The sequence below is a fragment of the Acinetobacter sp. YH12201 genome (assembly GCF_013418145.1).
Lineage (GTDB): Bacteria > Pseudomonadota > Gammaproteobacteria > Pseudomonadales > Moraxellaceae > Acinetobacter.
The window spans coordinates 95222-122114 of the sequence record NZ_VPCP01000001.1 but is presented as its reverse complement, the minus strand read 5'-3'; the positions used below and the strand labels follow the sequence as shown (position 1 = coordinate 122114).

25 protein-coding genes, 4 tRNA genes and 1 pseudogene are annotated in these 26893 nt (G+C 44.7%); 16 read left to right on the top strand and 14 right to left on the bottom strand.

The window, feature by feature from the left end; genetic code table 11:
* The 3 genes and pseudogenes from FTU91_RS00565 to FTU91_RS00555 all read left to right on the top strand — a co-directional run.
* Positions 1-125, top strand: a pseudogene (locus FTU91_RS00565) (IS701 family transposase); the annotation flags it as partial.
* A 44-nt stretch (positions 126-169) separates the two neighbouring features.
* Complete coding sequence (locus tag FTU91_RS00560) at positions 170-376, top strand: DUF1656 domain-containing protein (protein ID WP_180080223.1); 207 nt, start codon at positions 170-172, stop codon at positions 374-376.
* 32 nt (positions 377-408) lie between these two features.
* Complete coding sequence (locus FTU91_RS00555) at positions 409-1416, top strand: HlyD family secretion protein (RefSeq protein ID WP_180080220.1); 1008 nt, start codon at positions 409-411, stop codon at positions 1414-1416.
* 79 nt (positions 1417-1495) lie between these two features.
* Here the strand turns inward: FTU91_RS00555 and ruvX are convergent, their stop codons facing one another.
* The 3 genes from ruvX to recN form a co-directional block, all read right to left on the bottom strand.
* A complete protein-coding gene (gene ruvX, locus FTU91_RS00550; RefSeq protein ID WP_180080217.1) occupies positions 1496-1939 on the bottom strand; it encodes a Holliday junction resolvase RuvX in 444 nt (147 codons plus the stop codon).
* Entirely contained in the window at positions 1932-2486 is a 555-nt protein-coding gene (locus tag FTU91_RS00545) for a YqgE/AlgH family protein (RefSeq protein WP_086195199.1), read from the bottom strand. Before FTU91_RS00545 ends, ruvX begins: the two co-directional genes overlap by 8 nt.
* 113 nt (positions 2487-2599) lie before the next feature.
* On the bottom strand, positions 2600-4261 hold the full coding sequence (gene recN / locus FTU91_RS00540) for a DNA repair protein RecN (protein ID WP_180080214.1): 1662 nt from the start codon (positions 4259-4261) through the stop codon (positions 2600-2602).
* A gap of 514 nt (positions 4262-4775) precedes the next feature.
* On the opposite strand from recN, the gene FTU91_RS00535 reads away from it, so the two are divergent.
* The 3 genes from FTU91_RS00535 to FTU91_RS00525 all read left to right on the top strand — a co-directional run bounded on the left by FTU91_RS00535 (position 4776) and on the right by FTU91_RS00525 (position 6938).
* Complete coding sequence (locus tag FTU91_RS00535) at positions 4776-5099, top strand: pyrimidine/purine nucleoside phosphorylase (protein WP_086195201.1); 324 nt, start codon at positions 4776-4778, stop codon at positions 5097-5099.
* 141 nt (positions 5100-5240) lie between these two features.
* Complete coding sequence (gene rlmB, locus FTU91_RS00530) at positions 5241-5990, top strand: 23S rRNA (guanosine(2251)-2'-O)-methyltransferase RlmB (protein WP_180080210.1); 750 nt, start codon at positions 5241-5243, stop codon at positions 5988-5990.
* A 30-nt stretch (positions 5991-6020) separates the two neighbouring features.
* Positions 6021-6938 (top strand): DMT family transporter, encoded by a 918-nt coding sequence (locus tag FTU91_RS00525; RefSeq protein WP_180080207.1) that lies wholly within the window; start codon positions 6021-6023, stop codon positions 6936-6938.
* Positions 6939-6957: 19 nt separating this feature from the next.
* Here the strand turns inward: FTU91_RS00525 and coaE are convergent, their stop codons facing one another.
* The 4 genes from coaE to pilB are packed head-to-tail and all read right to left on the bottom strand — an operon-like array spanning position 6958 to position 11390.
* A complete protein-coding gene (gene coaE, locus FTU91_RS00520; protein WP_180042612.1) occupies positions 6958-7548 on the bottom strand; it encodes a dephospho-CoA kinase in 591 nt (196 codons plus the stop codon).
* A gap of 15 nt (positions 7549-7563) precedes the next feature.
* The gene (locus FTU91_RS00515) at positions 7564-8424 is read right to left on the bottom strand and encodes an A24 family peptidase (protein ID WP_180042611.1); all 861 of its coding nucleotides are present in this window, start codon (positions 8422-8424) and stop codon (positions 7564-7566) included.
* Complete coding sequence (locus tag FTU91_RS00510; protein ID WP_180042610.1) at positions 8424-9650, bottom strand: type II secretion system F family protein; 1227 nt, start codon at positions 9648-9650, stop codon at positions 8424-8426. Before FTU91_RS00510 ends, FTU91_RS00515 begins: the two co-directional genes overlap by 1 nt.
* 27 nt (positions 9651-9677) lie before the next feature.
* The gene (gene pilB, locus FTU91_RS00505) at positions 9678-11390 is read right to left on the bottom strand and encodes a type IV-A pilus assembly ATPase PilB (RefSeq protein ID WP_180042609.1); all 1713 of its coding nucleotides are present in this window, start codon (positions 11388-11390) and stop codon (positions 9678-9680) included.
* A gap of 280 nt (positions 11391-11670) precedes the next feature.
* Between pilB and tpiA the strand changes: the two genes are divergently transcribed.
* The 10 genes from tpiA to FTU91_RS00455 all read left to right on the top strand — a co-directional run bounded on the left by tpiA (position 11671) and on the right by FTU91_RS00455 (position 18769).
* Positions 11671-12462 (top strand): triose-phosphate isomerase, encoded by a 792-nt coding sequence (gene tpiA, locus FTU91_RS00500; RefSeq protein ID WP_180080204.1) that lies wholly within the window; start codon positions 11671-11673, stop codon positions 12460-12462.
* A gap of 13 nt (positions 12463-12475) precedes the next feature.
* Positions 12476-12805 carry a preprotein translocase subunit SecG gene (gene secG / locus FTU91_RS00495; protein WP_180080201.1) on the top strand — a complete coding sequence of 110 codons (330 nt, stop codon included), beginning with the start codon at positions 12476-12478 and terminating at the stop codon, positions 12803-12805.
* Positions 12806-12858: 53 nt separating this feature from the next.
* A tRNA-Leu gene (locus tag FTU91_RS00490) sits at positions 12859-12943 on the top strand.
* Positions 12944-12989: 46 nt separating this feature from the next.
* Positions 12990-13066, top strand: a tRNA-Met gene (locus tag FTU91_RS00485).
* A 73-nt stretch (positions 13067-13139) separates the two neighbouring features.
* Positions 13140-13216 (top strand) — tRNA-Met (locus FTU91_RS00480).
* A gap of 92 nt (positions 13217-13308) precedes the next feature.
* Positions 13309-13385, top strand: a tRNA-Met gene (locus FTU91_RS00475).
* Between the two features lie 211 nt (positions 13386-13596).
* Complete coding sequence (gene rimP / locus FTU91_RS00470) at positions 13597-14121, top strand: ribosome maturation factor RimP (protein ID WP_086195210.1); 525 nt, start codon at positions 13597-13599, stop codon at positions 14119-14121.
* Positions 14122-14161: 40 nt separating this feature from the next.
* Entirely contained in the window at positions 14162-15646 is a 1485-nt protein-coding gene (nusA, locus tag FTU91_RS00465; protein WP_180080199.1) for a transcription termination factor NusA, read from the top strand.
* Positions 15647-15656: 10 nt separating this feature from the next.
* Positions 15657-18362 (top strand): translation initiation factor IF-2, encoded by a 2706-nt coding sequence (gene infB / locus FTU91_RS00460; RefSeq protein ID WP_166169537.1) that lies wholly within the window; start codon positions 15657-15659, stop codon positions 18360-18362.
* A complete protein-coding gene (locus FTU91_RS00455; RefSeq protein ID WP_180080196.1) occupies positions 18362-18769 on the top strand; it encodes a ribosome-binding factor A in 408 nt (135 codons plus the stop codon). The genes infB and FTU91_RS00455 overlap by 1 nt, the downstream gene beginning before the upstream one ends.
* Before the next feature lie 121 nt (positions 18770-18890).
* On the opposite strand, the gene FTU91_RS00450 is transcribed toward FTU91_RS00455, so the two are convergent.
* The 7 genes from FTU91_RS00450 to FTU91_RS00420 form a co-directional block, all read right to left on the bottom strand.
* A complete protein-coding gene (locus FTU91_RS00450; protein ID WP_180044584.1) occupies positions 18891-19289 on the bottom strand; it encodes a Na+/H+ antiporter subunit G in 399 nt (132 codons plus the stop codon).
* 11 nt (positions 19290-19300) lie between these two features.
* Positions 19301-19576 (bottom strand): monovalent cation/H+ antiporter subunit F, encoded by a 276-nt coding sequence (locus tag FTU91_RS00445; protein ID WP_086195215.1) that lies wholly within the window; start codon positions 19574-19576, stop codon positions 19301-19303.
* Complete coding sequence (locus FTU91_RS00440) at positions 19573-20094, bottom strand: Na+/H+ antiporter subunit E (protein ID WP_086195216.1); 522 nt, start codon at positions 20092-20094, stop codon at positions 19573-19575. The genes FTU91_RS00445 and FTU91_RS00440 overlap by 4 nt, the downstream gene beginning before the upstream one ends.
* A gap of 2 nt (positions 20095-20096) precedes the next feature.
* Positions 20097-21905, bottom strand: coding sequence for a monovalent cation/H+ antiporter subunit D (locus FTU91_RS00435; protein ID WP_180080193.1), 1809 nt, complete (start codon positions 21903-21905; stop codon positions 20097-20099).
* Positions 21905-22270 (bottom strand): Na+/H+ antiporter subunit C, encoded by a 366-nt coding sequence (locus FTU91_RS00430; protein ID WP_166169527.1) that lies wholly within the window; start codon positions 22268-22270, stop codon positions 21905-21907. Before FTU91_RS00430 ends, FTU91_RS00435 begins: the two co-directional genes overlap by 1 nt.
* A 1-nt stretch (position 22271) precedes the next feature.
* Complete coding sequence (locus FTU91_RS00425; protein WP_180080190.1) at positions 22272-25109, bottom strand: monovalent cation/H+ antiporter subunit A; 2838 nt, start codon at positions 25107-25109, stop codon at positions 22272-22274.
* A gap of 397 nt (positions 25110-25506) precedes the next feature.
* A complete protein-coding gene (locus tag FTU91_RS00420; protein WP_180080187.1) occupies positions 25507-26874 on the bottom strand; it encodes an AAA family ATPase in 1368 nt (455 codons plus the stop codon).
* Between the last annotated feature and the right edge of the window lie 19 nt (positions 26875-26893).

Genomic DNA, 26893 nt, shown 5'->3' with positions numbered 1-26893 from the left:
TTGAGCGGATCTTTGAAAATGTATATCGTTGGCAGAAGAAATTATTTAGACCAATGATCAAAAACTTCATTGATGACTTTATTCTCGATAAAAATCATCTGCTACCACAGAGAATCTATAAATAATACTGCGTAAGTCCTAGAAGAGATACAACTTGGAGAAGTTGTCCATGGGTGAGTTAAATGTCTATGGGGTATATGTCCCGATTCTGCTGATTCAGGCGGTATTGGCCTACGTCGTACTGCGTGTAGTGATGCACGTGCTTGACCGTGTTGTGGAACAGGGCTGGATTCCGCTGCCGAATATTTTTTATCTCTGCATTTATCTTGCGCTGCTGTGGTTAATGCATTGGGGTTTTATTGTCTGCTGGGGCTAAGCAGACATTTTTTGAAATGAATGAGGTTTTCCATGACATTTTTAGACTTGCGTAAAGTCGTCCGACCGGTGCTATTTACCATAGTCGCTGTCGTTGCAATTTTGGCGGTAAAACATATTTGGGATTATTACAATTCTGAGCCGTGGACCCGTGATGGCCGAATACGCGGCGATGTGATTCAAGTCTCTTCAGATGTTGCGGGTTTGATCACGGAGGTCTTGGTGCAGGATAACCAGACTGTGAAAAAAGGGCAGGTGCTGTTTAAAATTGATGTGGCCCGTCAAGCCCTGGATGTGGAACAGGCCAGATCGGACCTGTCTAAAGCCAAGGCAGGCCTGGCTGCTGCCGAAGCAGAACTGGCTCAGGCCAAAGCCAATCTGGTGAAATCTCAAGCCAATATCAATCTGGCGGATAAAAATGCCAACCGCTATGCCAACCTTATGGAGGGTGCGATTTCAAAACAGGAACAGGACCAGATGTTTGCAACGCGAGATCAGTCACATGCCGAACATGAGCAAATGCTGGCTGCGATTGATCAGGCCAAAGCCAATATTGTGCAGCAAAAAGCCCTGATTGAAGTGGCCAACAGCAATCTGCACCTGTCCGAACTAAATTTAAACCGCTCTGAAGTGGTGGCACCGGCTGATGGCACCTTATCCAATTTTGAATTACAGCAAGGCAACTATGTCAAAGTCGGGCAGGCAGTGGCTGCACTGTTAAACCGTCAGCAGCTGTATGTGGTGGGGTATTTTGAAGAAACTAAACTCGACAAGATTTATGTTGGTGCTCCTGCAACCATTCAGCTCATGGGCGATTCACAAAAACTCAAAGGTCATGTTCAGGGCATTGCTTCCGGGATTGAAGACCGCGAACGTACATCCACTACGGGATTACTTGCCAATGTCAATCCAACCTTTAGTTGGGTGCGTCTGGCACAACGTGTACCAGTAAAAATTATGATTGATGAATTGCCGAAGAACCAGCTGGCCTTTGTGGCAGGACGTACTGCGACTGTACATATTGAGAAAAAAGCCCAATAAATTCGAATAGATTCGACCTGATTCATTGCAATAAAAAAGCATCCGAGAGGATGCTTTTTTATTATTTGTTAATTCAACTTTACGGGGTTAAACCTACCGGATTGCGATACCAGCTCTCGATAAATAAGGCTGCGGCAATACTGTCAGCTGCCAGTTTTTTGCCACGACCTTGAGACTGATATTGGTCAAGTTCATCACGTGCTTCACGGGTGGTCAGGCGCTCATCGACCATCAATGTTTCAATATTGGTCTGATGACGCAAGCGTCGGGCAAATTTGCGTGAACGTGCGGAAAGTTCCGATTCGCTATCATCCATATTCAACGGTAAACCGACCAGAAATAAGCTCGGTTGATATTGTTTGACGATTTTCAGTAAAGCATCCCAGTTCGGAATGCCATCTTTCATCGGAAACAGGGCAAGCGGATTGGCACTTTCAATCAGCGATTGACCGACTGCCATGCCCATTTTCTGGGTACCGAAATCAAATGCCATAATCATGTGCGGTTGTGATAAATCAGGCATGTCCAATCTCTGATGACAACCAGGTGCGGTCCAGGCCCATTTTTTTATAGGCCGCATCCCAGCGGTCGTCATAAGGCAAGTTAAAAATCAAATCCATATCAGAATCACAGATTAGCCAGTCACCACGGGCGATTTCCTGTTCCAGCTGATTCTTGCCCCAGCTGGCATAACCCAAAGCAATTTGGTAGCGTCCAACGCCTTCATTGTGGGCGATGGCATCGAGGATATCTTTAGACGTGGTAATACAGACATTTTCACCCACAGCAATGGATGAATGCCAGGTCGGTTGACCGGTATGCAGTACAAATCCGGCTTCAGGACGCAAAGGCCCCCCTTGCAAGACGGCATGAGGATTGACATTGTCTGCTTCAATTTCCAGATCATTCAACAATTCCTTGATTGAAAGACCGGATGGGCGGTTGATGATAATGCCTTGTGCGCCATCTTCATCATGGCGTGCCAAATAAATTACCGTATTGGCAAAAAAGTCATCGGCTAAATCAGGAGGTGCAATGAGACAGCGATGTGTCAGATATTGTTTAGTCATCTAAGCCATTCCCCCTTAAAATCAAAAACTGATTAAATTAACTAAGCGCTTATGACCAAGTTACTAAACTAATTGGGTTTCGCCAATCATTTTTTGTGATTTAAACCTCAAACCTATACCTGTTGAAACTTAAGTTGACGTAACTGCTTGGCATGTTGCAGGGTCGTATCATTAATTTCGACGCCGCCGGTCATACGGGCCAGTTCATCAATGCGCTGTTCTTCTGCAAGATTAATGATGGTACTGCTGGCCGGATCGGTCTGACGCTTTTTCACCAGCAGATGCTGATCGGATTGTGCCGCCACCTGAGCCTGATGGGTAATACATAAGATCTGTACATGCTGGGCCAAATCCGCCAGCAAACGGCCGACCATTTCTGCAGTACCGCCACTAATCCCGACATCGATTTCATCGAAGACCAGCACTTCCGCTTCGGTTTTTTCAGCATTCATGACTTGCATCACCAGGGCAATACGTGACAGTTCACCTCCGGAAGCAACACGTGCCAAAGGCTGTGGCGGAATACCCTTGTTCGCAGTAAACAGCAGTTGAATAAAGCTCAAACCTTCGGCACTGACCTGCTCTAAAGGCTCAAACTTGAATTCAAAATAAGCCTCCGGCAAAGCCAGCTGCTTGACCTGTTCAGTCAGTTGTTTTGCCAAGGGGATTGCGGCTTCACGGCGAATTTCATCCAGATATTGTGCTTTGGCTAAAAATTCCTGATGCGATAACTCGACCTGTTCAGCCAAGGTTTCCGGGTCTTCCAGCTGATGCAATTGTTCTAGTTCAGTCTGCCAAGCTTGGTATTCTTCTTTTAGTGTCTCTGGCTGAGTGCGGTATTTACGCGCTAAACGGTGGAAAATTTCCAGTTGTGAGTTCAATTCTTCCATCCGTTCAGGATCGAAGCTTTGGCGATCGATAAACTGACGCAAGTTTGCCGTTGCATCATCCATTTCACTTTGTGCATTGATCAGTGAATTATAGATTTCAGCAAGCTGCTCACTACGACCAGCATGTGATTCCAGACGACGAATAATTGAAGAAAGTTCCTGGGTCAGGTTTTGTTCGGCTTCATCCAGCACATTTAAGCTATAACTGCAGTCCAGCATAATATGTTCATGATGGCTTAAACGGTCAAATTCCTGTTCAATCTCTTTATAGTCAATCTGGGTAATGTCTTCGAGTTCTTCCAGTTGCAACTCTAAAGTTTCGATCCGCTGTTTGCGGGTGGCTTGTGCATCCAAAGCGGCTTGATGCTGGCGAATGTCTTTTTGCCAGGTGCTATAGGCATTACGAACATCTTGCGCAGGCTGATAAAAGTTGCTGTAACGGTCGAGCCAGTGCTTAGGATAGGGCGGTTCTAACAGTTGCTGCTGACTGTGCTGACTATAGAGTTGTACCAGCAAACGCCCAATTTCTTTCAGCTCTGACAAGCTGCTTGGACGGCCATTAATCCAGGCTTTGCTACGACCTGTAGCAAAAATCACCCGACGTAAATGAATTTCGCCTGACTCATCATCCAACTCATGTGCTTTTAACCATTGGGCTTCATGGCTGTGTTCCTGATAACTAAAAACGGCCGTCACATCAGCTTTATCCGAACCGAAACGTACATAATTGGTATCGGTACGTTCACCCAGGCAGGCAGACAGGGCATCCAGTAATAACGATTTACCCGCCCCGGTTTCACCCGTCAAGACATTGAAACCTTTTTCAATATCAATGGCTAAGTGATCAGCTAAAGCAAAATTGATGAGAGTTAAATGTGTCAGCATAAACGCATCCAAGCTGCGAAAAGTTTTAATCTAAGATAGTGAAATTTTGTTTTGGTCACAAGACAGCTTTTATTTTAAAAGGATTTAAAACATCAATATCTTACCTTATCTGGGCGAAGAAAATGAAACGCGCAGCTGAAAATAGCCGATAAAATTTGCCATCGATCAATAGCCTCTTATTTTCAGAAAAAGATAAAAAACTGATGCGCAGCTCGATCTAGTCCTGCAAAACCTGAACCATATAATGCGGATGATTTAAAGGTAGGATTAATACTGGGGAATGTTATTCACCTTTGGTCGGGGAAAAATTGGCAATAATTTGAGCTTAGCATTTCATTTATGCAGAAGTTCGTGCATCACTCTCTAGCTTTTCTTTGAAGTTTATAGAAAAAATATTTGTAAAAATTTGAAAAATATTGATTTGACGGAAAGAAACAATGATTGATTAGTTTAATACTCGGCTTTAAACTAGCTCAGGCAAAAATTATAAATGCGCATTATCTGGAGAATACGCATGTCAAATCAGTTTGATCACGTTTCGGTTGTCAAAAAGTCGAATGTTTATTTCGATGGGTTGTGTATCAGTCATACCGTGCAGTTTGAAGATGGCACCAAAAAAACCTTAGGGGTAATTTTGCCAACAGAACAGGCTTTGACCTTTCAAACACATGTACCTGAACGTATGGAAATTATTTCAGGTGAATGTCGTGTCCAAATTGGTGACAAAACTGAAAGTGAACTGTTCCGTGCCGGTCAGTCTTTCTATGTACCAGGCAATAGCCGTTTTAAAATCGAGACCGATGAAGTGCTCGATTATGTCTGTCACTTCGAAGGCTAAGTATTCGTCCTGGATAAGACAAAGAAATTTTAACCTGAATCGGTTAAACTAGATTCAAGCATCAATCCTGTAAAGCCTGCTTTGCAGGATTTTTCTTTTTGCATCGTTACCCATAGTCACCATAGATTTTAGAGGCCGTTCATGGCAAAACCAGAATATTATTATGGCGTTCACTCGGTGGAGTCATTATTAGAAATCGAGCCTGAGCGCGTACTGACTTTATTTACCTTGAAAGGCCGTGATGACCAGCGTTTGAAAAACGTCTTGGCTCTGGCTGAACCTTTTGGTATTAGCGTGCAACAAGCCAGCCGTGACAAACTGGAAAAACTGGCAGGCCAACCTTTTCATCAGGGTGTAGTTGCGGCAGTGCGTCCGCATCCGGTATTGAATGAACAGGATCTGGATGCCGTGCTGAAGCAAAATCCTCAAGCACTTTTGCTGGCACTGGATCAGGTCACCGATCCGCATAATTTGGGCGCATGTATCCGTACAGCTGCTGCCATGGGGGTTGAAGCTGTAGTGGTTTCGCGTGACCGTTCTGCAAGCCTAACGCCAACTGCACGTAAGGTTGCTGCCGGTGGCGCAGAAAAAGTGAAGTTTATTCAGGTGACCAATCTGGCGCGTACTTTGGGCCATATCAAAGATGAATTTAATGTACGTGTAGTTGGAACCATGCTGGATGAAAAAGCCTTACCGATTGATCAATTTGATTTTACCGGTACGGCAGTGTGTGTCGTAATGGGGGCTGAAGATACAGGTCTGCGTCCAATTACCCAGTCACAATGTGATCAGAAGGTCTATATTCCAATGGCCGGAAACTTGCAAAGCTTAAATGTCAGTGTTGCCACCGGTATGGCACTGTATGAAGCCTGTCGTCAACGTAACCTGTAATTTTTCTTTGCTATTTAAAAGTTGTTTGCTATGTCGCCCCGGTCTCAAGGTTATCTTTATGTCGCCATTACCATGTGTATTTGGGGCGGATTTACCATTACTTCTCGCCTGAATGCCCAGTGGGGAATTAGTGCCTGGGATATTACCGCCTTACGTTTTGCCTTGGCATTTTGTATTCTCATGCCCATTTTACTCTATAAAAAAGACACCGCTTTTTTATGGAAAAAACAACCCTTTATCCTGGCAATGATCGGTGGGGTAGCGTATTGCCTGACCTCTTATAGTGCCTTTCATTATGTACCAGCAGCGCATGCAGCCATTTTCCTGAATGGCTGTATTCCGCTGTGTACAGCTTTAGCTGGATTGATATTATTTAAACAGCCTTTAGATAAACACATCCGGATTAGTTTGGTGATTATGCTGAGTGCGATCACTGCAATGAGCTTCTTGATGTATCAGGAAACCGGGGTGGCCTTTGGTTTTGGTGACATGCTATTTTTCCTGAGTGCGATCTGGTGGGGTGTATTCACCGTATTGTTACGCCAATGGAAACTTTCTGCCTGGCATTCTATGGCAGGTGTTGCCATCTGGTCGGCGATTATCTATGTGCCGATTTATCTATTGTTTTTGCCGAAAAATTTAACGGCACCCGAACCTGTGCATTTAATGCTACAGGTGATTTTTCATGGTATCTTTGTGGTCATTGTGGCCACACTGACTTATGTAGAAGCGATTAAGCGTCTGGGTGCATTCAAAACGGGAAGTATCGTGACTTTGGCCCCGTTTATGGCAGCAATTTTAGCGGTACCGCTATTGGGAGAGCCTTTAAGTCTGGCCATTATTTGTGGCTTGATCGGAATGGCGATCGGTGCATTACAGCCATGGCGCTGGATAGGTCATCAAGACAGTTTGCAGCAGCAACTTGATCAACAAAAAAAGCAGTCCTAATCGACTGCTTTTTTTAATTTCAGCGTTTCAAATAAGCTTCATGCAACGGTCTTAAATGGCTGTATAAATGGTCAAGATGACCGTCATTCAGCACAATATCATCAGCCAAACGACGCTTTTGTTCACGTGGCATCTGGGACTGAATAATTTTTTCAATTTGTTCAATGGACTGGTGATCACGCATAGCAGCCCGCTGAATCTGCAAATCAATTGATGCATCAATCAGCAGGGTATGATCAGTCAGTTCATGCTGGTTGGTTTCAAACAGCAGGGGAGAGACCAAGATTACATAAGGGCTGGTCGCAGCCTGCAGCTGTTGAATAATAGACTCTCGAATTGCAGGATGGGTAATACTTTCCAGCGTTTTACGTGCTTCAGGATATTTAAAAATATGTTCGCGTAAAGCCCGACGATTCAGCTCGCCATTGTCTGATAAAACCCAATCGCCAAAAGCCGCATGAATCTGTTGTAAGGCTGGCTGTCCTTTGGTTACTATCTCGCGCGCGACAATATCAGCATCGACCACAGTAATGCCCTGGGTTTCAAACCAGTTGCTGGCGGCCGATTTTCCACTACCAATCCCTCCCGTTAAACCCAAGATAAAAGTCATAGATGTCCCTAAAAATTACTGACCCAAATAGATTTTCATAATCTGCTCACCCCAAATAAAAGCAATCCATCCGGCAATGGCAATATAAGGGCCAAATGCAAAAGGCTGGTTCTCTTTGCGTACTTTCAGCAGAATAATGCCAATCACGGCACCGACGAAAGAAGAGAGCAATACGATCAATGGGAGCATCAATGGCCCCATCCAGGCACCTAAGGCAGCCAGAAGTTTAAAGTCGCCATAGCCCATACCTTCTTTACCGGTAATGATCTTAAACAGATAATAGACAATCCACAAACACAGGAAACCAATAATATAGCCCCAGATGGCAGAGGTTGGACTGGTATAGATACTATAGCTATTGATTCCCAAACCTAAGGCGGCCAGAGTTAAGGTATAGCGGTCTGGGAGAAGCTGGGTATCAAAATCAATAAAGGTCAGTGCAATCAGTACCCAGGTGAGGATCAGGCCAAACAGCATCTGCAGGGTAGGGCCGAAGACTGCCACAATAATCAGGGAACATGTTGCAGTTAACAATTCAATGAATGGATAGCGAATACTGATCGGATTTTTGCAAGAACCGCATTTGCCCCGTAAAACCAGCCAGCTGATGATAGGAATATTCTGATACCAGCGAATGGGTGTTTGGCATTTCGGACAGGTTGAATCTGGCTTGCTGAGGGTGATTTTTGTTTCGTCAATAATGGCCTGTTCGGGATGCAGCAATATTTGACAATCCTGCCGCCACTCTTGCTCCATCATTTTCGGCGTTCGATAAATCACGACATTGAGAAAACTGCCGATACAGAGACTAAAAAGCCCAACGGCAATATATAAAGCAGTTGGGTTAATCATAAAATAAGAAATGAAATCTTGCATTAAACCACAGAACCCATTTGGAAAATTGGAAGATACATGGCAATCACCAGACCACCAACCAGCACACCCAGCACGGCCATAATGAGGGGTTCCATCATCGAGGTTAAACCATCGACCGCATTGTCGACTTCATTTTCGAAATGCGTTGCGACTTTATCCAGCATGGCATCCAGTGCCCCAGACTCTTCACCAATCGCCACCATCTGTACAGCCATAGACGGAAATTTGTTGGTGACACGCATGGCAAATTGTAGCTGTTGGCCTGTGGCTACATCATCACGGATTTTCATCACCGCTGCTTCATAAACACAATTGTTAGTTGCGCCTGCAGTGGATTCCAATGCATCAATCAAGGGAACACCGGCCGCAAAGGTGGTGGCTAGAGTACGACTATAACGGGCAATAATGGCTTTATAGACCAGGTCGCCAAAAATAGGGGCTTTGAGGGCTGCTTTATCAAGAAAATCACGGAATTTTTTACTGCGTTTTTTTGCTTCAAGAAATCCGGCAATCATCGCACCAATGGCAATAATCAGAATAAACCAGTACTTTTGCATCCATTCCGACATATTTACCACCATTTTGGTAAAGGCAGGTAAATCGGCACCAAATGAACTAAAGAGGTCCTGGAACACAGGTACCACTTTAACCATCAAAATAATGGTCACGATCACGGCAACTACAATGACAGCTGCCGGATATTTCATGGCTTTTTTAATTTTTTGCTTTAACAGTTCGCTCTTCTCTTTATAGATCGCGACACGATCAAGCATGGTTTCCAGGGCACCAGACTGTTCACCAGATTCCACTAAAGAACAGAACAGGTTGTCAAAATATTGTGGGTACTTACGCAAGGCACCAGCAAAAGTATTGCCGCCTTCAACCTCACCTTTAATACCAAGTACTACTTCACGCATGGATGGATTTTCCAGACCCTCTGCTACAATCTCAAAGCTTTGAACCAAAGGAACCCCAGCTTTCATCATGGTGGCCAGCTGGCGGGTAAAAATAGTGATATCCAGGGTGGACACTTTCTTTTTCATTAAACCTTCGAGAATGTTTTTACGTTTTTCCCGAATATGTTTAATCGTGATGCCCTGCTTGCGTAAAGTCACTTTAGCAAGTGCCATATTCCGCGCAGGAAGTTCCCCTTTAAGTTTTTCCCCTTTACGATCAACACCTTCATAACTGAAGATGGGCATCATCTGTGCTTTTTTGACAGCCATGCGTTTATCCTTATTTTAAATTTTCATTTATTCACTGGTTACACGATTGACTTCCTGAAGCGAAGTCACCCCCTGCATAACCTTAATTAATCCTGAACGGCGTAAATTATTAAACCCCGATTTTTCAGATGCTGCTGCAATTTCAAGTGCATTACCATCTTCCATAATAATTTTCGAAATTTCAGGGGTCACTTTCATGACCTCATAAATACCGACACGACCTTTATAACCTTCACGGCACTCGGAACAGCCTACCGGTTGATATACCTGAAAGTCTGGATGTTTCAAATCTTCCTCAGTAAAACCCATTTCCAGCAGGCTGGGTCCAGGAATCTCTGCCGGAATTTTACACTGAGGACATAGACGACGTGCTAAACGTTGTGCAATCACTAGGTTGACAGAAGTTGCAATGTTAAAGGAAGGAACACCCATATTGCGTAAACGGGTTAAGGTTTCTGGTGCACTGTTGGTGTGCAGGGTCGACATCACCATATGACCGGTCTGGGCCGCTTTTACGGCAATTTCAGCTGTTTCCAGATCCCGGATCTCACCAACCATGACAATATCTGGATCTTGACGTAAAAATGATTTAAGCGCAGCAGAGAAGGTTAAACCGACTTTAGCGTTAACATTGACCTGATTAATCCCTTCCAGGTTAATTTCTACCGGGTCTTCAGCTGTGGAAATATTGGTATCTTCACGATTCAGAATATTCAAACCCGTATAGAGCGATACGGTTTTACCGGAACCGGTTGGACCTGTAATCAGTAGCATGCCTTGAGGTTTTTCCAGTGCTTGCATAAACAGTTCTTTTTGCTCTGGTTCATAGCCCAATGCATCAATACCCAGCATGGCACTGGATGGATCCAGAATACGCAGGACCAGTTTTTCCCCAAACAGTGTCGGTAAAGAGTTGACACGAAAGTCAATAGCTTTGCTTTTTGAAAGTTTGAGCTTGATCCGTCCATCTTGAGGTAAACGCTTTTCAGAAATATCCATTTGTGACATGACTTTTAAGCGCGAGGCTAAACGTGTGGACAGCTGTAACGGCGGATTGGCAATTTGACGGAGCACGCCATCAATACGATAACGCACCCGATATGACTTTTCATACGGTTCGAAATGTAAATCCGAAGCACCCATACGAATGGCATCAATTAACAGTTTATTGATGTACTTAACGATGGGAGCTTCATCCCCTTGAGGACCATCATCTTCATCTTCTTTTTGACTTAAATCATCTTGCTCTAGATTTAGATCGATATCTTCATCAGAAAACTCAAAACTGTCCGCCTGGGTAAAGTTTTGTTCAATCAGCTGGTGTAATTTCTGGTGCTCTACAATAATCGCTTCGATATTCATCTTACTGCTGAAGCGGATCGCATCCATGGCTTCTATATTGGTGGGATTACTGGTTGCGACGTAGAGTAAATTCCCGCGTTTAAAAATGGGCAGAATACAATGTTTGCTAATGATTTTTTCATCCAGCCCTTCTCGGATAATTTGAGCAGAGTCATAGGCACTCAAATCAAAAAGAGGTTCTCCAAATTCTTGAGAAATTTTTTCTGCAATAGCCAAGGAGGAAATTTTCAATTGATCAATTAAAAAAGGCACAATATCTTGATTGGCTTTTTTTGCATTCAATATTGCACTCTGCATATTTTCAGCAGAAACTAAGCCATCTTCGACTAAACATCGAATAAAACCCGTAAATCTTGGTGAACCTTGTAATGCTGCCATGCTCTAATATGCCTGCTTAATCAATTTGTTTATAATTGGTATCATTGAATTATACTTTTGTTATATAAAAATACCATATCTTAAAATGTTGTCATCTACTTAATATCAGATAAAACTTTGAACCAGTCGTATTACAGGGTGAAGTTTTTCTTGAGCGTAAAAAAGGGGATTGCAAAAAAATAAGAATCGCATAAAAAAGCCATGTGAAAATTTTCTGAAAAATCTTGAATTCCGTGTAGAATGTGCGCGGTTTAATGAATTGTTTTTAATAGGTTACTGTATGTCGGGTTCGGCTATTACTCCTTGGGTTGTCGGCAATTGGAAAATGAACCCAATGCAGGCAGATGCAAAAGCGTTGCTGCAAGATTTAAAAAAATTATTGCAAAACAATGAAATTAAAGAACAAGATTGTCATTTGGGTATTGCACCGACCATGCTGGCTTTGAGTGGTGTTCAGGCAGAATTGGCAAGTTCAGCGCGCCCTGTTTATTCCGTTGCACAGGATGTTTCCCGTATTGCAGGTACAGGGGCATATACCGGTGAAGTAAGTGCCGAACTGCTGAAAGATCAGCAAATCGGTTTTGTACTGATTGGTCATTCAGAACGTCGTGAGATTTTTGGTGAAACTGCCCAGATTTTGAATGAAAAAGTTAAAAATGCTTTAAATGCAGGATTAACCATTATTTATTGCGTAGGTGAAAGCCTAAATCAGCGTGAAAATGGTCAGGCCGAGCAGGTGGTGTTGCAACAAATCTGTGATATTGCCACAGTTGTTCAGGCTGAACAGTGGAAAAATATAGTGGTGGCTTATGAACCCATTTGGGCAATTGGTACGGGTAAAACAGCTTCACCTGAAGACGCACAGGCAATGCATGCCAAAATCCGTGCAGGTTTAACCCAAATTACACCTTTGGGTACAGGCATGGCAATTTTATATGGTGGTAGTGTTAAGCCGGAAAATGCAGTAGAGTTGGCAGCCTGTCCAGACATTAATGGTGCGCTGGTTGGTGGTGCATCTTTAAATGCAGAGTCTTTTTATAAAATTGCCCAGGCTTTTGCAAATACAAAATAATTAGGAGTTCAGCATGCATGCATTTGTGCTGGTAGTACATATTATCTTAGCCATTTTAATGATTGTATTGATTCTGGTACAACATGGTAAGGGTGCCGATGCGGGTGCATCATTTGGTGGTGGTGGAGCAGCAACCGTCTTTGGTGCTTCAGGTTCGGCTAATTTTTTAACACGTTTAACGGCAATTTTAACAGCCTTGTTTTTTGTCACCAGCCTAAGTTTAGCGGTGTTTGCTAAAAAGCAAACCACTGATGCCTATAGCTTAAAATCGGTACAAATGACTGCTCCTGCACAAAGCCAATCGCCTGAAACTTCACCAGTTGCACCAAAAACTAGCGAATAAATATATTTAGTTCTTTCTTTTTGGGTCTGATCCGACTAGAATGCGTCACAGCTGCGGTGGTGGTGGAATTGGTAGACACGCTACCTTGAGGTGGTAGTGCCTTCGGGCGTGGGGGTTCAAGTCCCCCCTTCCGCACCAACTTATAATCCAGAACATAAGTTGGTGTAAGCAGCAAATCTGTTGATGCGGGATGGAGCAGTCTGGTAGCTCGTCGGGCTCATAACCCGAAGGTCGTTGGTTCAAATCCAGCTCCCGCTACCAATCTTTATTTTAGATGTAAACTAAAATAAGCACTTTGATAATTTAAGGTGAGATTAATTTTTTGCAATGTTGTTGCGGGATGGAGCAGTCTGGTAGCTCGTCGGGCTCATAACCCGAAGGTCGTTGGTTCAAATCCAGCTCCCGCTACCACTATTTGATTAGGGTGCAACTTAATCAAGCAATCACTGAACAGTTTTTGATTGAAAATGATCAGCAGATTGTATATAATTTTTGCACGTTGATGCGGGATGGAGCAGTCTGGTAGCTCGTCGGGCTCATAACCCGAAGGTCGTTGGTTCAAATCCAGCTCCCGCTACCAAGTTTCTAAAAGGCTCACAAAAAGGTGGGCCTTTTTGCACAGTGGACTTTGGTTTTTCTGTGTAAATAGGGGCGATTACGCCCTTTTTTATTGGCTATTGTGTAGTGTCCGACATTTATTGGTCAAATCGTCATGTTTCACTACTAATATAGTTGAGTTAGTCTGAACCGGTCACCGCGACCATTGAATCGCACCATAATGACGAGAGTAAATGAAGCTATCAAATAAAACTCAAGCACTCCAAGACCTAATCGCTCCTGCAGTGCAAGCATGCAATGTCGATCTTTGGGGAATTGAATTTCTTCCTCAGGGTAAACGTTCTTTATTGCGTATCTATATCGATAAAGCAGATGAAAATAACGAACAACCTGTCATGAATGAAGATGGCGAGCTTGAGCAGGGTCGAGGTATAGGCGTACAAGACTGTGTTCGTGTAACACAGCAAGTGGGTGCCATGCTTGATGTACATGATCCAATTTCTGGTGAGTATTCACTAGAAGTTTCTTCTCCGGGTTGGGACCGTCCATTTTTCCAGCTTGAACAGATGGCTGGTTATATCGGACAAACCGTTGCGCTGCGTCTGATCAGTGCTGTAGATAACCGTCGTAAATTTCAAGCCAAACTGATTGCTGTTGATCTTGAAAATGAACTCATTCAAGTGGAAGTTGAAAAGCAACAAATCCTTGAAATTGATAGTCATAATATCGACAAAGCAAATTTGATTTACCAAGATTAATTTATCCAAATAAATAAGAATCTGAACGAATAGGTGACTTATGGCACGTGAAATTCTTACCGTAGTAGAAACGGTTAGTAACGAAAAAGGTGTACCTCGTGAAGCGATCTTTGAAGCGCTAGAACAAGCGCTTGTTGCTGCGACTAAAAAGAAATTTTATGAGGGCACAAACTCGGAAGAAGCACGTCTACGTGTGGAAATCGATCGTAAAACAGGTGATTACCGTACTTTCCGTCAATGGGAAGTGGTGGCTGATGAAGATCACGAAATGCCGGCATGTCAGGATGCGATTTCGGATGTGGATCCTGCCAAATGGTCTATTGGTGACATTCGTGAACTCGAAGTGGAATCGATAGACTTCGGCCGAATTGCTGCGCAAATTGCCAAACAGGTGATTGTGCAAAAAATTCGTGAAGCTGAACGTGCTCTGGTTGCTGATGCCTATGAATCTAAAGTCGGTGAACTCATCTATGGTGAAGTGAAAAAGCAAACCAAAGATGGCTTTATTATTGACTTGGGTGACAATGCGGAAGCTTATCTTGCCCGTGAAGAGATGATTCCTAAAGAAATTCTTCGTCCGAAGCAACGTGTAAACGCGATTTTATATAGCGTGAACCGTGAAGGTCGCGGTGCACAACTGTTATTGTCACGTGCACGTCCTGAAATGCTGATTGCATTGATGAAAAAAGAAATTCCTGAAATTTCTGAAGAAATCATCGAAATTAAAGCAGCTGCACGCCAGCCGGGTGTTCGTGCTAAAATTGCTGTGAAAACCAACGATCACCGTATTGATCCTGTAGGTGCATGTATTGGTATGCGTGGTACACGTATCCAGGCTGTACAGTCAGAACTCAACGGTGAACGTATTGATGTGGTGGTGTGGTCTGATGATCCGGCACAGTACATTGCTAGTGCGCTAGAGCCTGCAGATGTATCCAGTATTGCGATTGATGAAGATGTTCACAGTGCAGATATCATTTTTGCGGCGAGCGATCAGTTGGCACGTGCTATTGGTTCACAAGGTCAAAATGTCCGTTTAGCCTCTGAATTGACTGGCTACAAATTGGATATGATGCTCGAAGAGGAATTCTACGCACGTCAACAAAATGAAGCTCAACAATATCTCGACATGTTTGTCACCCGTCTGGATATTGAAGAAGACTTGGCAATGGCTTTGGTTGAAATGGGCTTTACTTCTTTGGAAGAAATTGCTTATGTTCCAGCTGAAACATTTGATGAAATCGAACTGGATGCTGAAACAGTTGAATTATTGCAAAGCCGTGCGAAGGAAATTACCTTGGCTGATGCATTAAAACAACAAGAAAACATTCAAGAACCAAGTGCTGAACTTGTTGCAATGCAAGGGATGACACAGGAAATCGCATATGCCCTTGCGGCTCGCGGTGTGGTGACTGTAGATGATTTAGCTGACCAAGCCACTGACGATATTGAAGATATTGAAGGTTTAGGTACGGAAAAAGCGGGTCAACTTATTATGAAAGCGCGCGAATCATGGTTTAACTAGGAGGAAATATATGACGGACAAGTCGATTAAAGAGTTGGCTCTCAGCGTGGATCGCCCCGTTGAGAAGCTCCTAGAGCAGGTTCGTGACGCAGGTTTACCCCAACGTAAAGCTGAAGATATTATTTCCACTGAACAACAAAATACTCTCGTTAACCATTTGAAGAAAGTTCATGGTCAGGACGATGGGAATGCAGGAAAAATCACGTTGAAACGTAAAACAACCAGTACTGCTAAAGTGGCCAGTACATCAGGTAAGGCGAAAACAATTAATGTAGAAGTTCGTAAGAAGCATACATTTGTTAAGCCAGATCCGGAACAGATTAAAGCTGAAGCTTTAGCGAAAGCACAAGCCGAACAGAATTCGCGTGAAGCTGAGCAAAAGCCAGCAGCGAAAGCTGAAGAACCTAAGCAACAACCTGAATCTAAAGCAAAACAGGCTTTAGAAGCAATGCGTGCAGCAGCGAAGCAAGAAACTGCGAAGCAAGAAGTACCGAAAGCAGCGGTTGTGGTAAAACGCAAGTCAAACAACAAGCCGATTGTAAAACAGCCGGTTAAAGTGACTGAAACACCAGAACAGAAGAAAGCACGTGAAGCACAAGCTGCACAGTTAAAAGCAGTTGAAGAAGCGGCACGTCGTAAATCGGCTGAAGAAGCACAACAACGCACGCTTGAACAAATGCGCCAAATGGCTTCCAAGTATTCTTCAGAAGATGCCACGGCAACAATTCGTGTGATTGATGATTCTCCACTGGCTGCCGGTCTGGTTGGTCAGGCATATGAAGATTCTTTTGCGAAAGAAGACCGTGAAATTAAACGTGGTGGCAATACCACCAATGCGCGTGCACCGAAAAAAGGTGGTCGTCGTGGCGAAGAGCAATCTTTCCGTGATAACTCGCATAAACGCGGTTTAAAATCAAGTCAGGCGAACAAGCATGGCTTTGAAAAACCAGTTAAAAAACAAATTTATGATGTTGAAATAGGCTCAACCATCATCGTAGCTGACTTAGCTGCGAAAATGGCAGTGAAGGTGCGTGAAGTTATCAAGGCACTCATGAAAATGGGTGAATTGGTTACTCAGAATCAGGCGATTGACCAAGAGATTGCAGCGCTGGTTGTTGAAGAAATGGGTCATAACCCAGTTCTAGTTTCTGATACTCAGGCTGAAGACAACTTGCTTGAAGCGGCTGAAGAAGCGCGTGGTGCTCAAACCACTCGTGCTCCTGTCGTAACCATCATGGGTCACGTTGACCATGGTAAAACCTCGCTGCTTGACCGTATCCGTCGTACTAAAGTGGCTGCAGGCGAAGCGGGTGGTATTACCCAGCATATCGGTGCTTATCACGTGAAAACGGATAAAGGCATTATCACTTTCTTGGATACCCCAGGACACGCAGCGTTTACCGCAATGCGTTCACGTGGTGCGAAAGCGACTGATATCGTGGTGCTGGTTGTTGCAGCGGATGATGGTGTAATGCCACAAACTGCGGAAGCGATTGATCATGCACGTGCTGCTGGTACGCCAATCATTGTTGCAATTAACAAGATGGATAAAGAGTCTGCCGATCCTGACCGTGTATTGAACGAATTGACCACGAAACAGATTGTACCTGAACAATGGGGCGGTGATGTACCGGTTGCCATGGTTTCAGCACACTCAGGTCAAGGTATTGATGAACTTCTAGACCTGATTTCAATTCAAGCAGAATTGCTAGAGTTGAAAGCATCTGAAGAAGGTGCTGCTCAAGGTGTGGTCATTGAAGCACGTGTAGACAACAGCCGTGGTGCGGTAACGTCTATCTTGGTTCAAAACGGTACATTGAATGTAGGTGATCTTGTCCTTGCAGGTTCATCTTACGGTCGCGTTCGTGCGATGGTGGATGAAAATGGTCAACGTATCAAATCTGCAGGTCCGTCAATTCCTGTAGAGATCTTGGGTCTTCCGGAAGCACCAATGGCAGGTGATGAAGTTCTTGTTGTGAATGACGAGAAAAAAGCACGTGAAGTTGCCGATGCGCGTATGGATCGTGAACGTCAAAAACGTCTTGAACGTCAATCTGCAATGCGTCTTGAGAACATCATGGCATCGATGGGCAAGAAAGATGTGCCTATTGTGAATGTGGTACTCAAAACTGATGTGCGCGGTACTTTGGAAGCATTACACGTGGCACTTGCCGAACTGGCAACTGATGAAGTGAAAGTACGTATTATTGGTTCAGGTGTCGGTGCAATCACTGAGTCTGACGTAACGCTGGCTGAATCTTCTGAAGCGGTATTGCTTGGCTTTAACGTTCGTGCCGACAATACTGCGCGTCAAAAAGCCGATGAAGACGGTATCGACATTCGTTACTACAGCATCATCTATCAATTGATTGATGACGTGAAAGCAGCAATGAGCGGTAAACTTGCTCCTGAACACCGTGAAACAATTCTGGGTGTGGCTGAAGTGCGTGAAGTGTTCCACTCAAGCAAATTCGGTGCGGCTGCAGGTTGTATGGTACTTGAAGGTGTATTGCACCGTAATAAACCAATCCGTATTCTTCGTGATGACGTGGTGGTGTTCCAGGGTGAGCTTGAATCTCTTCGTCGCTATAAAGAAGTGGTGGAAGAAGTTCGTGCCGGTATGGAATGTGGTCTTGCAGTGAAAGGCTATAAAGACATCAAAGCACAAGACAAGATCGAAGTGTATGATGTTCAATTGATTAAACGGAGTCTTTAATGGCGGGTAGTCAACGTCTGAAGCGTATGGCAGATTCAGTTCAGCGCGAGTTGTCTGAACTGATTCGTCAAGAGCTGAAAGATCCACGCCTGGGTGGTCTGGTGACCATCTCTGCGGTGAAAGTTAGCCCAGATTTAGGATATGCCGAAGTTTATGTGACCGTGATGGGGCGTGAGCTGGGCGATGAGCAAAGTGAAGCGGCAAACAAGGAAACGTTAGATGTCTTGAATAAGGCATCTGGTTTCCTGCGCCACGAACTCAGTCGTCGTATCAAGACACGTATAACGCCTCGCTTGCGTTTCCATTACGACAAAACCAACGCATATGGCAACTATATGTTTGGTCTGATTGCAGAAGCAGTGAAGGATTTACCTCCAACTGATGATGCAAAAAAAGATGATGAATAATCGCTAAAAAGAAAAGCCACCTTCGGGTGGCTTTTTTGTGGCGGAAAATTCTGCTCAGAAGAATAAATCTGTGTAAAACGGTATAAAATTTTAAGTTAAGTTTAGAATAACAAGAACGGTTTCAGCTGACATCATTATGTGAATCATTTTCTGTTTTGGGATTGCGACGCCGGGTACGTTGCCAGGGCAAGGGGCGTTCAAGTGCTTCAGGTACTTCACCACTGGTTGAGCGTAAACGTAAATGTAGTGCTGCCTGTGCCATAAGATTTGCAGACACAGGCGCAGTAATGAATGCCAGCAAAGTCAATAACAGTTCGGCAAAACCAAAGCGTCCCTGAAAGGCTGAAAAGATCATGGCAGCAATGAGGAAACTGCCCAGACCCAGGGTACTGGATTTGGTCGGCGCATGCAGGCGCATAAATAAATCGGGCAGACGAACCATCCCAATGCCGCCCACCAGCATGAAGAATGAACCAATCAACAAAAAAATTGAGACCAGGATTTCCATGAGAAGTTGCATCACTGTTGCTCCTAATCGACCACATGGCCAGTGGTAAAGTAGCGTGCCAAGGCTGCGGTGGACACAAATCCAAGCATGGCAACCAATAAAGCTCCTTCAAATAAGGAGGTGCTTGCCCAGTAGATACCCAGAATGACCACCAGACAGGTCGCATTCAGAAACAGGGTATCCAGTGCTAAAAGCCGGTCCACGATGGAAGGGCCAATCACCATACGGATCAGACAAAGAAACATGGAAATGGTGATTGCAACCATACACAGACCAAGTGCATAAGGCAAAATACTCATGAATCTTCTCCTAATTCCACATCAAAAATTTCGATCAGTGCTTTTTCATAACGATTTTTAATTTCGATAATATCGATCTCTGCATTATCGGTACTCAGGGCGTGAACCAGAATATCACCACGATCGTGATCGATCCCTGCAGTTACGGTACCCGGCGTAGTGGTAATAATCAGGGCCAGCAATACATTGACCTGTTCATGCTGGGTTTCCAGAGGCACACGAAACCATTTCGGATGCAGTTTATGGGTGGGACCAAGCACCTGTTTGGCTACTTTAATATTACAAACAATAATGTCCCATAACACCACAAAGAATAATTTGATAGCCAGAATCCAGTGAATATTTGGGGTGTTGCCAATAAACGGTTTGACTAGATATGGAATAGCAATGCCCAGCAATAAGGCCATCAGCAAGGTTGCCAGATCCAGACTATGCGCCAGCATGATCCAGCTTAAGGCCACAATCACGGAGACGAAGGGATGCGGCAGCCAGCGGTCCAAAAACGATGTTTTTTGCATGTTTAAGGCTCCATAGGCTTGAGTTTGGCATCATCCGGATCAGCAGTTTGCTGGTCTTGCTGCTGCCTGATCTGGCGTTGTTTATATTCTGAAATGTGCTCACCTTCTAAAGTCTTTTTCGAGATGATATACGGAATCAGATGCGCATTCGGATCGACGGTTTCACCGCCATATTTGGTTTCAGGTAAATTTTCAGGATTATAGGGCTGTACGCTAATCACCTGATTTAGGTCATCTTTGTATAAAATTGTATCTTCATACACAGCATTATTCTGGATCTGTTCAGCCGTTTTAAACATGTATTGCTGAATCGGATTTGCGCAAACCATATAGAGTACCAAGCCTGACAACAGCAGATAAATGGTTTTGTCATTGCGTATCGGGGCATGATTGGGTATGGCTTGATATGCTTTAAATGCTTCGGTTTCCGCTTGATCTTCAGGTTTGCTGGCACGCCAGAACAGAATGAATCCCACCCGGGTAAAGGCAATAATGCTGAGTAAACTCACCAGCAGCACCACCGCAATAATCACCCCCTGATAAGGGGAATGTGAAGTCGCCTGCAAGATAAAAACCTTGCCTAAAAAGCCGCTAAAAGGCGGTAAACCCGCCATCATCAAGGCAATGAAAAAGAAGGTAAGGGACACTGCTTTGTGCTGTTTCATTTTCGGAGCGATGTTGAAATGATCTTTGAATGTACCGCGCTGTGAGGTAATCCAGCCACAGAGCAGATAAAACGCAGCGCCAATAATGGTGCTATGCACCAGATAATACAGTCCTGCAGCCCAGGCCAATGTATTAAATAATGAAATGGCAATCAGCAGCGTGCCAATCGAAGATAAAATCATAAAGCCGACAAAACGGCGTAAACGTTCCGCGCCAATGGCACCAATCACGCCATAAATCGAGGTGACCAAACCGATCGGAAGTAACCAGTTGGCCAGAATATCCTGACTGAAATCATCATCAAAAATCGTGCCATTGACTCGAAGAATGGCATAAATGCCGACTTTAGTCATAATGGTGAAAATGGCAGCGACTGGAGTGGTGGCTACGGCATAGGTTTTTGGTAGCCAAAACCCGACTGGCAACATGGCAGCCTTGATGCCAAAAACCACAAATAACAATAAGCCACCTGCAGCTGCCAAGATATGCTGGTCTCGTTCTAACAGCGGGATTAAACGTGCAACATCGGTCATGTTTAAACTACCGACGCTGCCGTAGATCATGCCTAAGCCAATTAGGAACAGCGCAGAGGCCAGCAGGTTGATGGTGACGTAGTGAACGCCGAGTTGAAAACGGGCCTTGCCTTGTCCGTGTAGCAGCAGGACATAAGAGGCCATCAACAGGATTTCAAAGAATACGAATAAATTAAATAAATCGCCGGTCAGGAATGCACCGCACAAGCCCATGAGCAAAAAATGGAACATGGCATGGAAATAACGCCCTTGAGTATCCCATGCATGACTGGCAAACCATAAGATGGGTGTAGCCAGAGCGTAGGTCAGCACCAGCATCAGTGCGGAAAGCTGATCCAGAACCAGCACAATACCGAAGGGTGCAGCCCATTCACTGAGGCTGTAGGTGCTAATTTGCCCGCTGCTGGCGAAGATTAAATACACGATGGCAGTGCCTAAGCCCAGGATTGAAGAGACGTAGCTGATGCCACGACGCCAAGGTTGTCGCCAGTCGTGTGCTAATGAACCTTTGCCGGGATTACCCAAAAGAACCAGTAAGAAACCGGTAAATGCCGGAATTAAAATGCTAAATATTGGGGTGTGTTCAGTCCAGAACTGGATGAAGGCATTCATTAAGGCTCATCCTCACGCGGGTCAATCGGGGTAATTTCTTCTTTTGAGTCGACATGGTCGGTACCGCTTTCATAACGGCTGCGTAAAGCCAGCTGGACAATAAAGGCCGTGGTGGCAAAACCGATCACAATGGCTGTCAAGACTAGCGCTTGAGGTAAAGGATCGGTCACTTTGCTGGTTTCAGTCAGTATAGCCGGGGCATTGATCTGAATTCGTCCCATGGCAAACAGGAACAGATTGACCGCATAGCCAATCATGGCCAGTCCTAAAACCACGGGAAAAGTACGTGCACGCAAGATCAGGTAAATTCCCGTGGCAACCAGTAAACCAATGGCAGAGGCAAGTAAAAACTCTAGACTAATCATTTTATTCCCCCTTCAATACTGGACCAGACATGCTGGAGTGGCGTGAGTCACCCAGGACGGAAATCATCAACATGGTGGCACCCACGACGGTGACATAAACCCCGACATCAAATAATGCAGCGGATGCCAAATGTATATCACCTAACAGGGGCGGAGCGATATGCACATGGGCACTGGTCAGGAAGGGACGTCCCCAGAACCAGGCAGCGAGTCCGGTCAGTCCTGCAATGCTTAGACCTGAACCAATCCAAATTTCATATAGGCGGCCGGATTTGGCTCTGAGCATCTGTTCAGCTTGGTCTTGTCCTAAGGCAATGTACTGGATCACCAGGGCCAAAGCGGTAATCAGACCGGCAATAAAACCACCACCGGGCAGGTTATGGCCACGCAGGAAGATATACAGGCTCACCACCAGAGCCAGAGGCAATACCCAGGATGCAGTAATACGGAACATCAGCGGAGAGGGATTAAAGCGGTAGGTCAGGCCCTGGGTAATGGTGGTGCCGTGCGCACGCATGCCATCCATTAAACACAGTGCGCCAATTGCAGCAATACCCAGTACGGTAATCTCCCCAAAGGTATCGAAACCACGGAAGTCGACCAGAATTACGTTGACCACATTGGAACCGCCACCGAGTGGCAGTGACTGCTGCAGAAAGAACCATGAAATCGAGTTGTGGTCACGGGTCAGCATTAGCCAGCTAATCCAGCCAATCCCCAGACCACCCCCAATAGCAATCAGGGCATCGCGCCAGCGCCGTGAAACGCTGGACTCATAAGGAGTGAGCTGTGGCAGTAAGGACAGGCTCATCAGTAGCAATACCGTCGTGACCACATCGACCGTGATTTGGGTGAGGGCCAGATCAGGTGCAGACAAGGTCACAAACACTAGGGTCACGACAAGTCCGACCGCACCACTAATCAGCACGGCCTTAATTCGTTCATGGTGAAACCACAGCATCATCCAGCAGGCTGAGAATAAGAGCAGCCACAACACAATGGCAATTGCTGGCGCATGGACGAGTTCACGTGTACCAGTGGTCAGGCCTTGATTGATAAAGGGCATAGTCAGCAAAGCACCACTAAACACTACAATCCACATCAGATAGCTTTGCAGTGAACCATTTTCAGTTTGCCGTTTGAACTTGCGTGAACTCAGTAACAGATGTTTTAAAAATAAATCAAATAGCACTCTGCCCTGAAATTTTCCAAGCACAGGATCGAGATCAATTTCCCGAATGCGACCGCCTTTGGCCAAAGCAAAATAGAAAATGATTCCGCCCAAAAGTGCAACAATACTCATCACTAAAGGCAGGTTAAAACCATGCCAGATGGCCAAATGGCTACCGGCAAAGTCAGACACTTGAGTGCTGGCACGTGCAGTTACGTTGACAATATTTTCCACCAGCAGTGCAGGTATCAGGCCGACCAGAATACATAAAACCGCCAGCAGTATGGCGGGTACGCGCATACCCAAGGGCGGCTCATGTGCTTGCCGGTTCGGGACCCCTGCGCCAATCGGACCATCGAAAAATACCCCATGCACTAAACGTACCGAATAAGCGACTGCAAAAATTCCGGCTAGGGTTGCCAGAATGGCAGAAACAATAAGCACAGGACCTGAAAGGCTGGCCAATAGTTCAGTAAAGAACATTTCCTTCGACAGGAAGCCATTGGTCAGCGGCACACCGGCCATAGAGGCGGCGGTGATCATGGTCAGGGTGGCAGTAAAGGGCAGGAGTTGCCAGATCCCACTAAGCTTACGCAAATCACGGGTTCCGGTTTCATGGTCAATGATCCCGGCAATCATGAACAAAGCCGCTTTAAAGGTGGCGTGATTAATAATATGGAAAATGGCAGCAGCAATTGCCAGTGGTGAACCTAATCCCAGTAAGCACACAATCAAGCCTAAATGACTGATGGTGGAGTAAGCCAATAAGCCTTTTAAGTCTTCCTTGAAAATGGCAAAGAAGGCAGCCATACATAAGGTGAACAAGCCCACGAAAGTCACAATATTGTGATACAGCGCTGCACCGACAAAAATTGGCGTAAAACGTGCCAGCAGGAAAATTCCGGCTTTGACCATGGTGGCAGAGTGCAAATAGGCTGAAACCGGCGTCGGAGCTGCCATGGCATTCGGCAGCCAGAAGTGAAACGGGAACTGGGCACTTTTAGTAAAGGCACCCAGTAAAATCAGCAGCAAGCTTGGAACAAATAGCGAGTGACTTTGAATTTGATTCTTCATCGTCAAAATCTGGTCAATCTGATAGGTTCCGGTGATTTGACCGAGCAGAATGAAACCACCCAGCATGGCCAGACCACCCATACCGGTAATGGTCAGAGCCATACGTGAACCACGTTGTGCAGCTTCGTAATTGCTCCAGTAACCCACCAGCAGGAAGGAGGAAATACTGGTCAGTTCCCAAAAAATAAGCAGTAAAATTAAATTGTTAGAAAGAGAGATCCCGAGCATGGAGGCCATGAACAGCATCAGCAGAAGATAGAGTTTGCTTAGAGAATTTCTAGGATTTAAATAATAATAGGCATAAATATAAATCAGCGTTCCGATCCCGCTAATCAGCAAGCAAAACAACAGGCCTAAGGCATCCAGACGAAAGCTTAAGTCAATGCCTAACTGGGGTAACCAGGCCCAGCTTTGTGTCATTGTTCCGCCATTAAACACATCTTTGGCTTGCAGCAGTAACAGAGTCAGACTACTCAGGCTGACCCCTAAGGCGGCTAAAGCCGTTAGCCCGCGTGAAAATTTCAGCCACGAGACAAGGGTTGTGCCTAGTACTAACGGTAGCAAAATAATAATCGGTAGCACACTCATATCCAAAGTCGTGAGTTAGGCTATAAACACCTAAGCGTGAATCTTATCTTCCAAGGATTACAGGAATGCAAAGAACAATCCAAACTTCTCAATCTTGAAAGCCGGTTTGAGTTAAAAAATGAAAAACAAGCTGTGTTGCGCAACCTGTAAAAAAGTCATAGTAGAATCGGATTTTACTATTAAACTTTAAATATACATGATCTTATTGCATGAGTAAAACAACATCGATTATTTTTGCGCACACACTCGGGGCTGTTGATAGTGCATAAATGATGGGTCAACAACCTCTACTTATTATACGCCTCTCTATGCTTGAAGGGCGTAGCGTGTTTGGCCAGATGAATCCCTGAAACCGGATTTTTAAAGATGCTGACTATTTTGTAATACGATTCCATCTTTTGGCTCAGGGTATAGGATGAGAGGACGATGTATCATCCTTTTGTTGCATTAAGTGCAATAATTCTGTTTGTTGTTCGGGTGTTAAATATTGCTGGATCTGCTCTAACAGGCTTTGTGGGGTCATGCTTTCTGATTCAGGCTCAGTTAAGGCATCGGCTTCAATCACTTCCTCATTAAACACCAGATTTTCATAAATCGTGTCAAACTTTTCCTGTAACGGCTGTAGCTGCATATCAAACAGCTGTTTATGCTCCAGTTTTAAACATTGATATTCAGCTGCATGTTCCAATAATTCAGTGCGGTTGCCAGTGGCAATAATTTGCAGGCGCGGAAAAGCCTGATGCAGGCGCTGCAAAATCACTTGCGAGGTATTTTGATCCAGCTGGTGATCAATGGCATCAATCAGCAAAATGCCGTCACCTTCCAGACAGGGATATAAACTTTTGGGATTGAGCAGGCACAAACGCCGTACAATATCTCCCATCAGGGCGATCCAGTTTTTAACACTGTTGGAAAGTTGCTGATAGAGCATGATTTTTCCCGCATAACTCACCATCAGTTGCAATTTAGGCTGATACTGCACATAAATGTCTTCAAAATTGGGAAGAACGGTGCTCAAAGCCTGTTTTAAAGCGTCCAGACTCGGCGCATTCATTTGCTTTTGGGCATTGACCAATTGCTGTAAAAAATCTTTGTCTTTATTTTTCTGGATGGACGAATTGGTAATGAGCTGTTGAAACAGCTGCGCAATCTGAGCATTTTCAATATCGCTGATTTCACGAAACCATTCAAAGAAACGGCTAAAGGTGGTATAGGGAATGCTGGAAATTTCATAGGCATGTGAAGTCTGAAACACCACAGGATTATTTTTGCTCTGAATATTCATTTCATGGACAAAACGTTCTGCCGGATAATAGGCAATTAAGGGCAAGCCTTGCTGCTGATCGTGCTTCAGCGCGTTATGATAGAGTTCCACCAGATTGTCTAATTGCTGGGTTTCGGCTTTGCTGGTGCCAATGCCATGACTATTTAAAGTTTTATAAATCTGCCAGTCACACGTCGTCAGGGGCTTGTCTCCAGCTTCGCTAGAGGCATTTAAAGTCCCAATATCTGGAGGAATCTGAACCCGAATATCAATTTTGGATTGCAGGCGGGTAAACATGATGTCCTGGTCCTGCATGACCACACCGGCAGCACGCGAGTCTTTATAACGGGATGCAAACCAGGTGAGTGCCTGATAGGTGAATTTTAAAATGCCGGTTTTACCGGAGCTTTGATCGCCCAAAATCAGGGTGATGGGTTTGTCATTAAATTTCAGCTTGAGATCGGCAAAATGAAGTGCATGTTTGAGTTGAATGGAGTCAATTTTCATAAAACACCTGCCTTGCAGC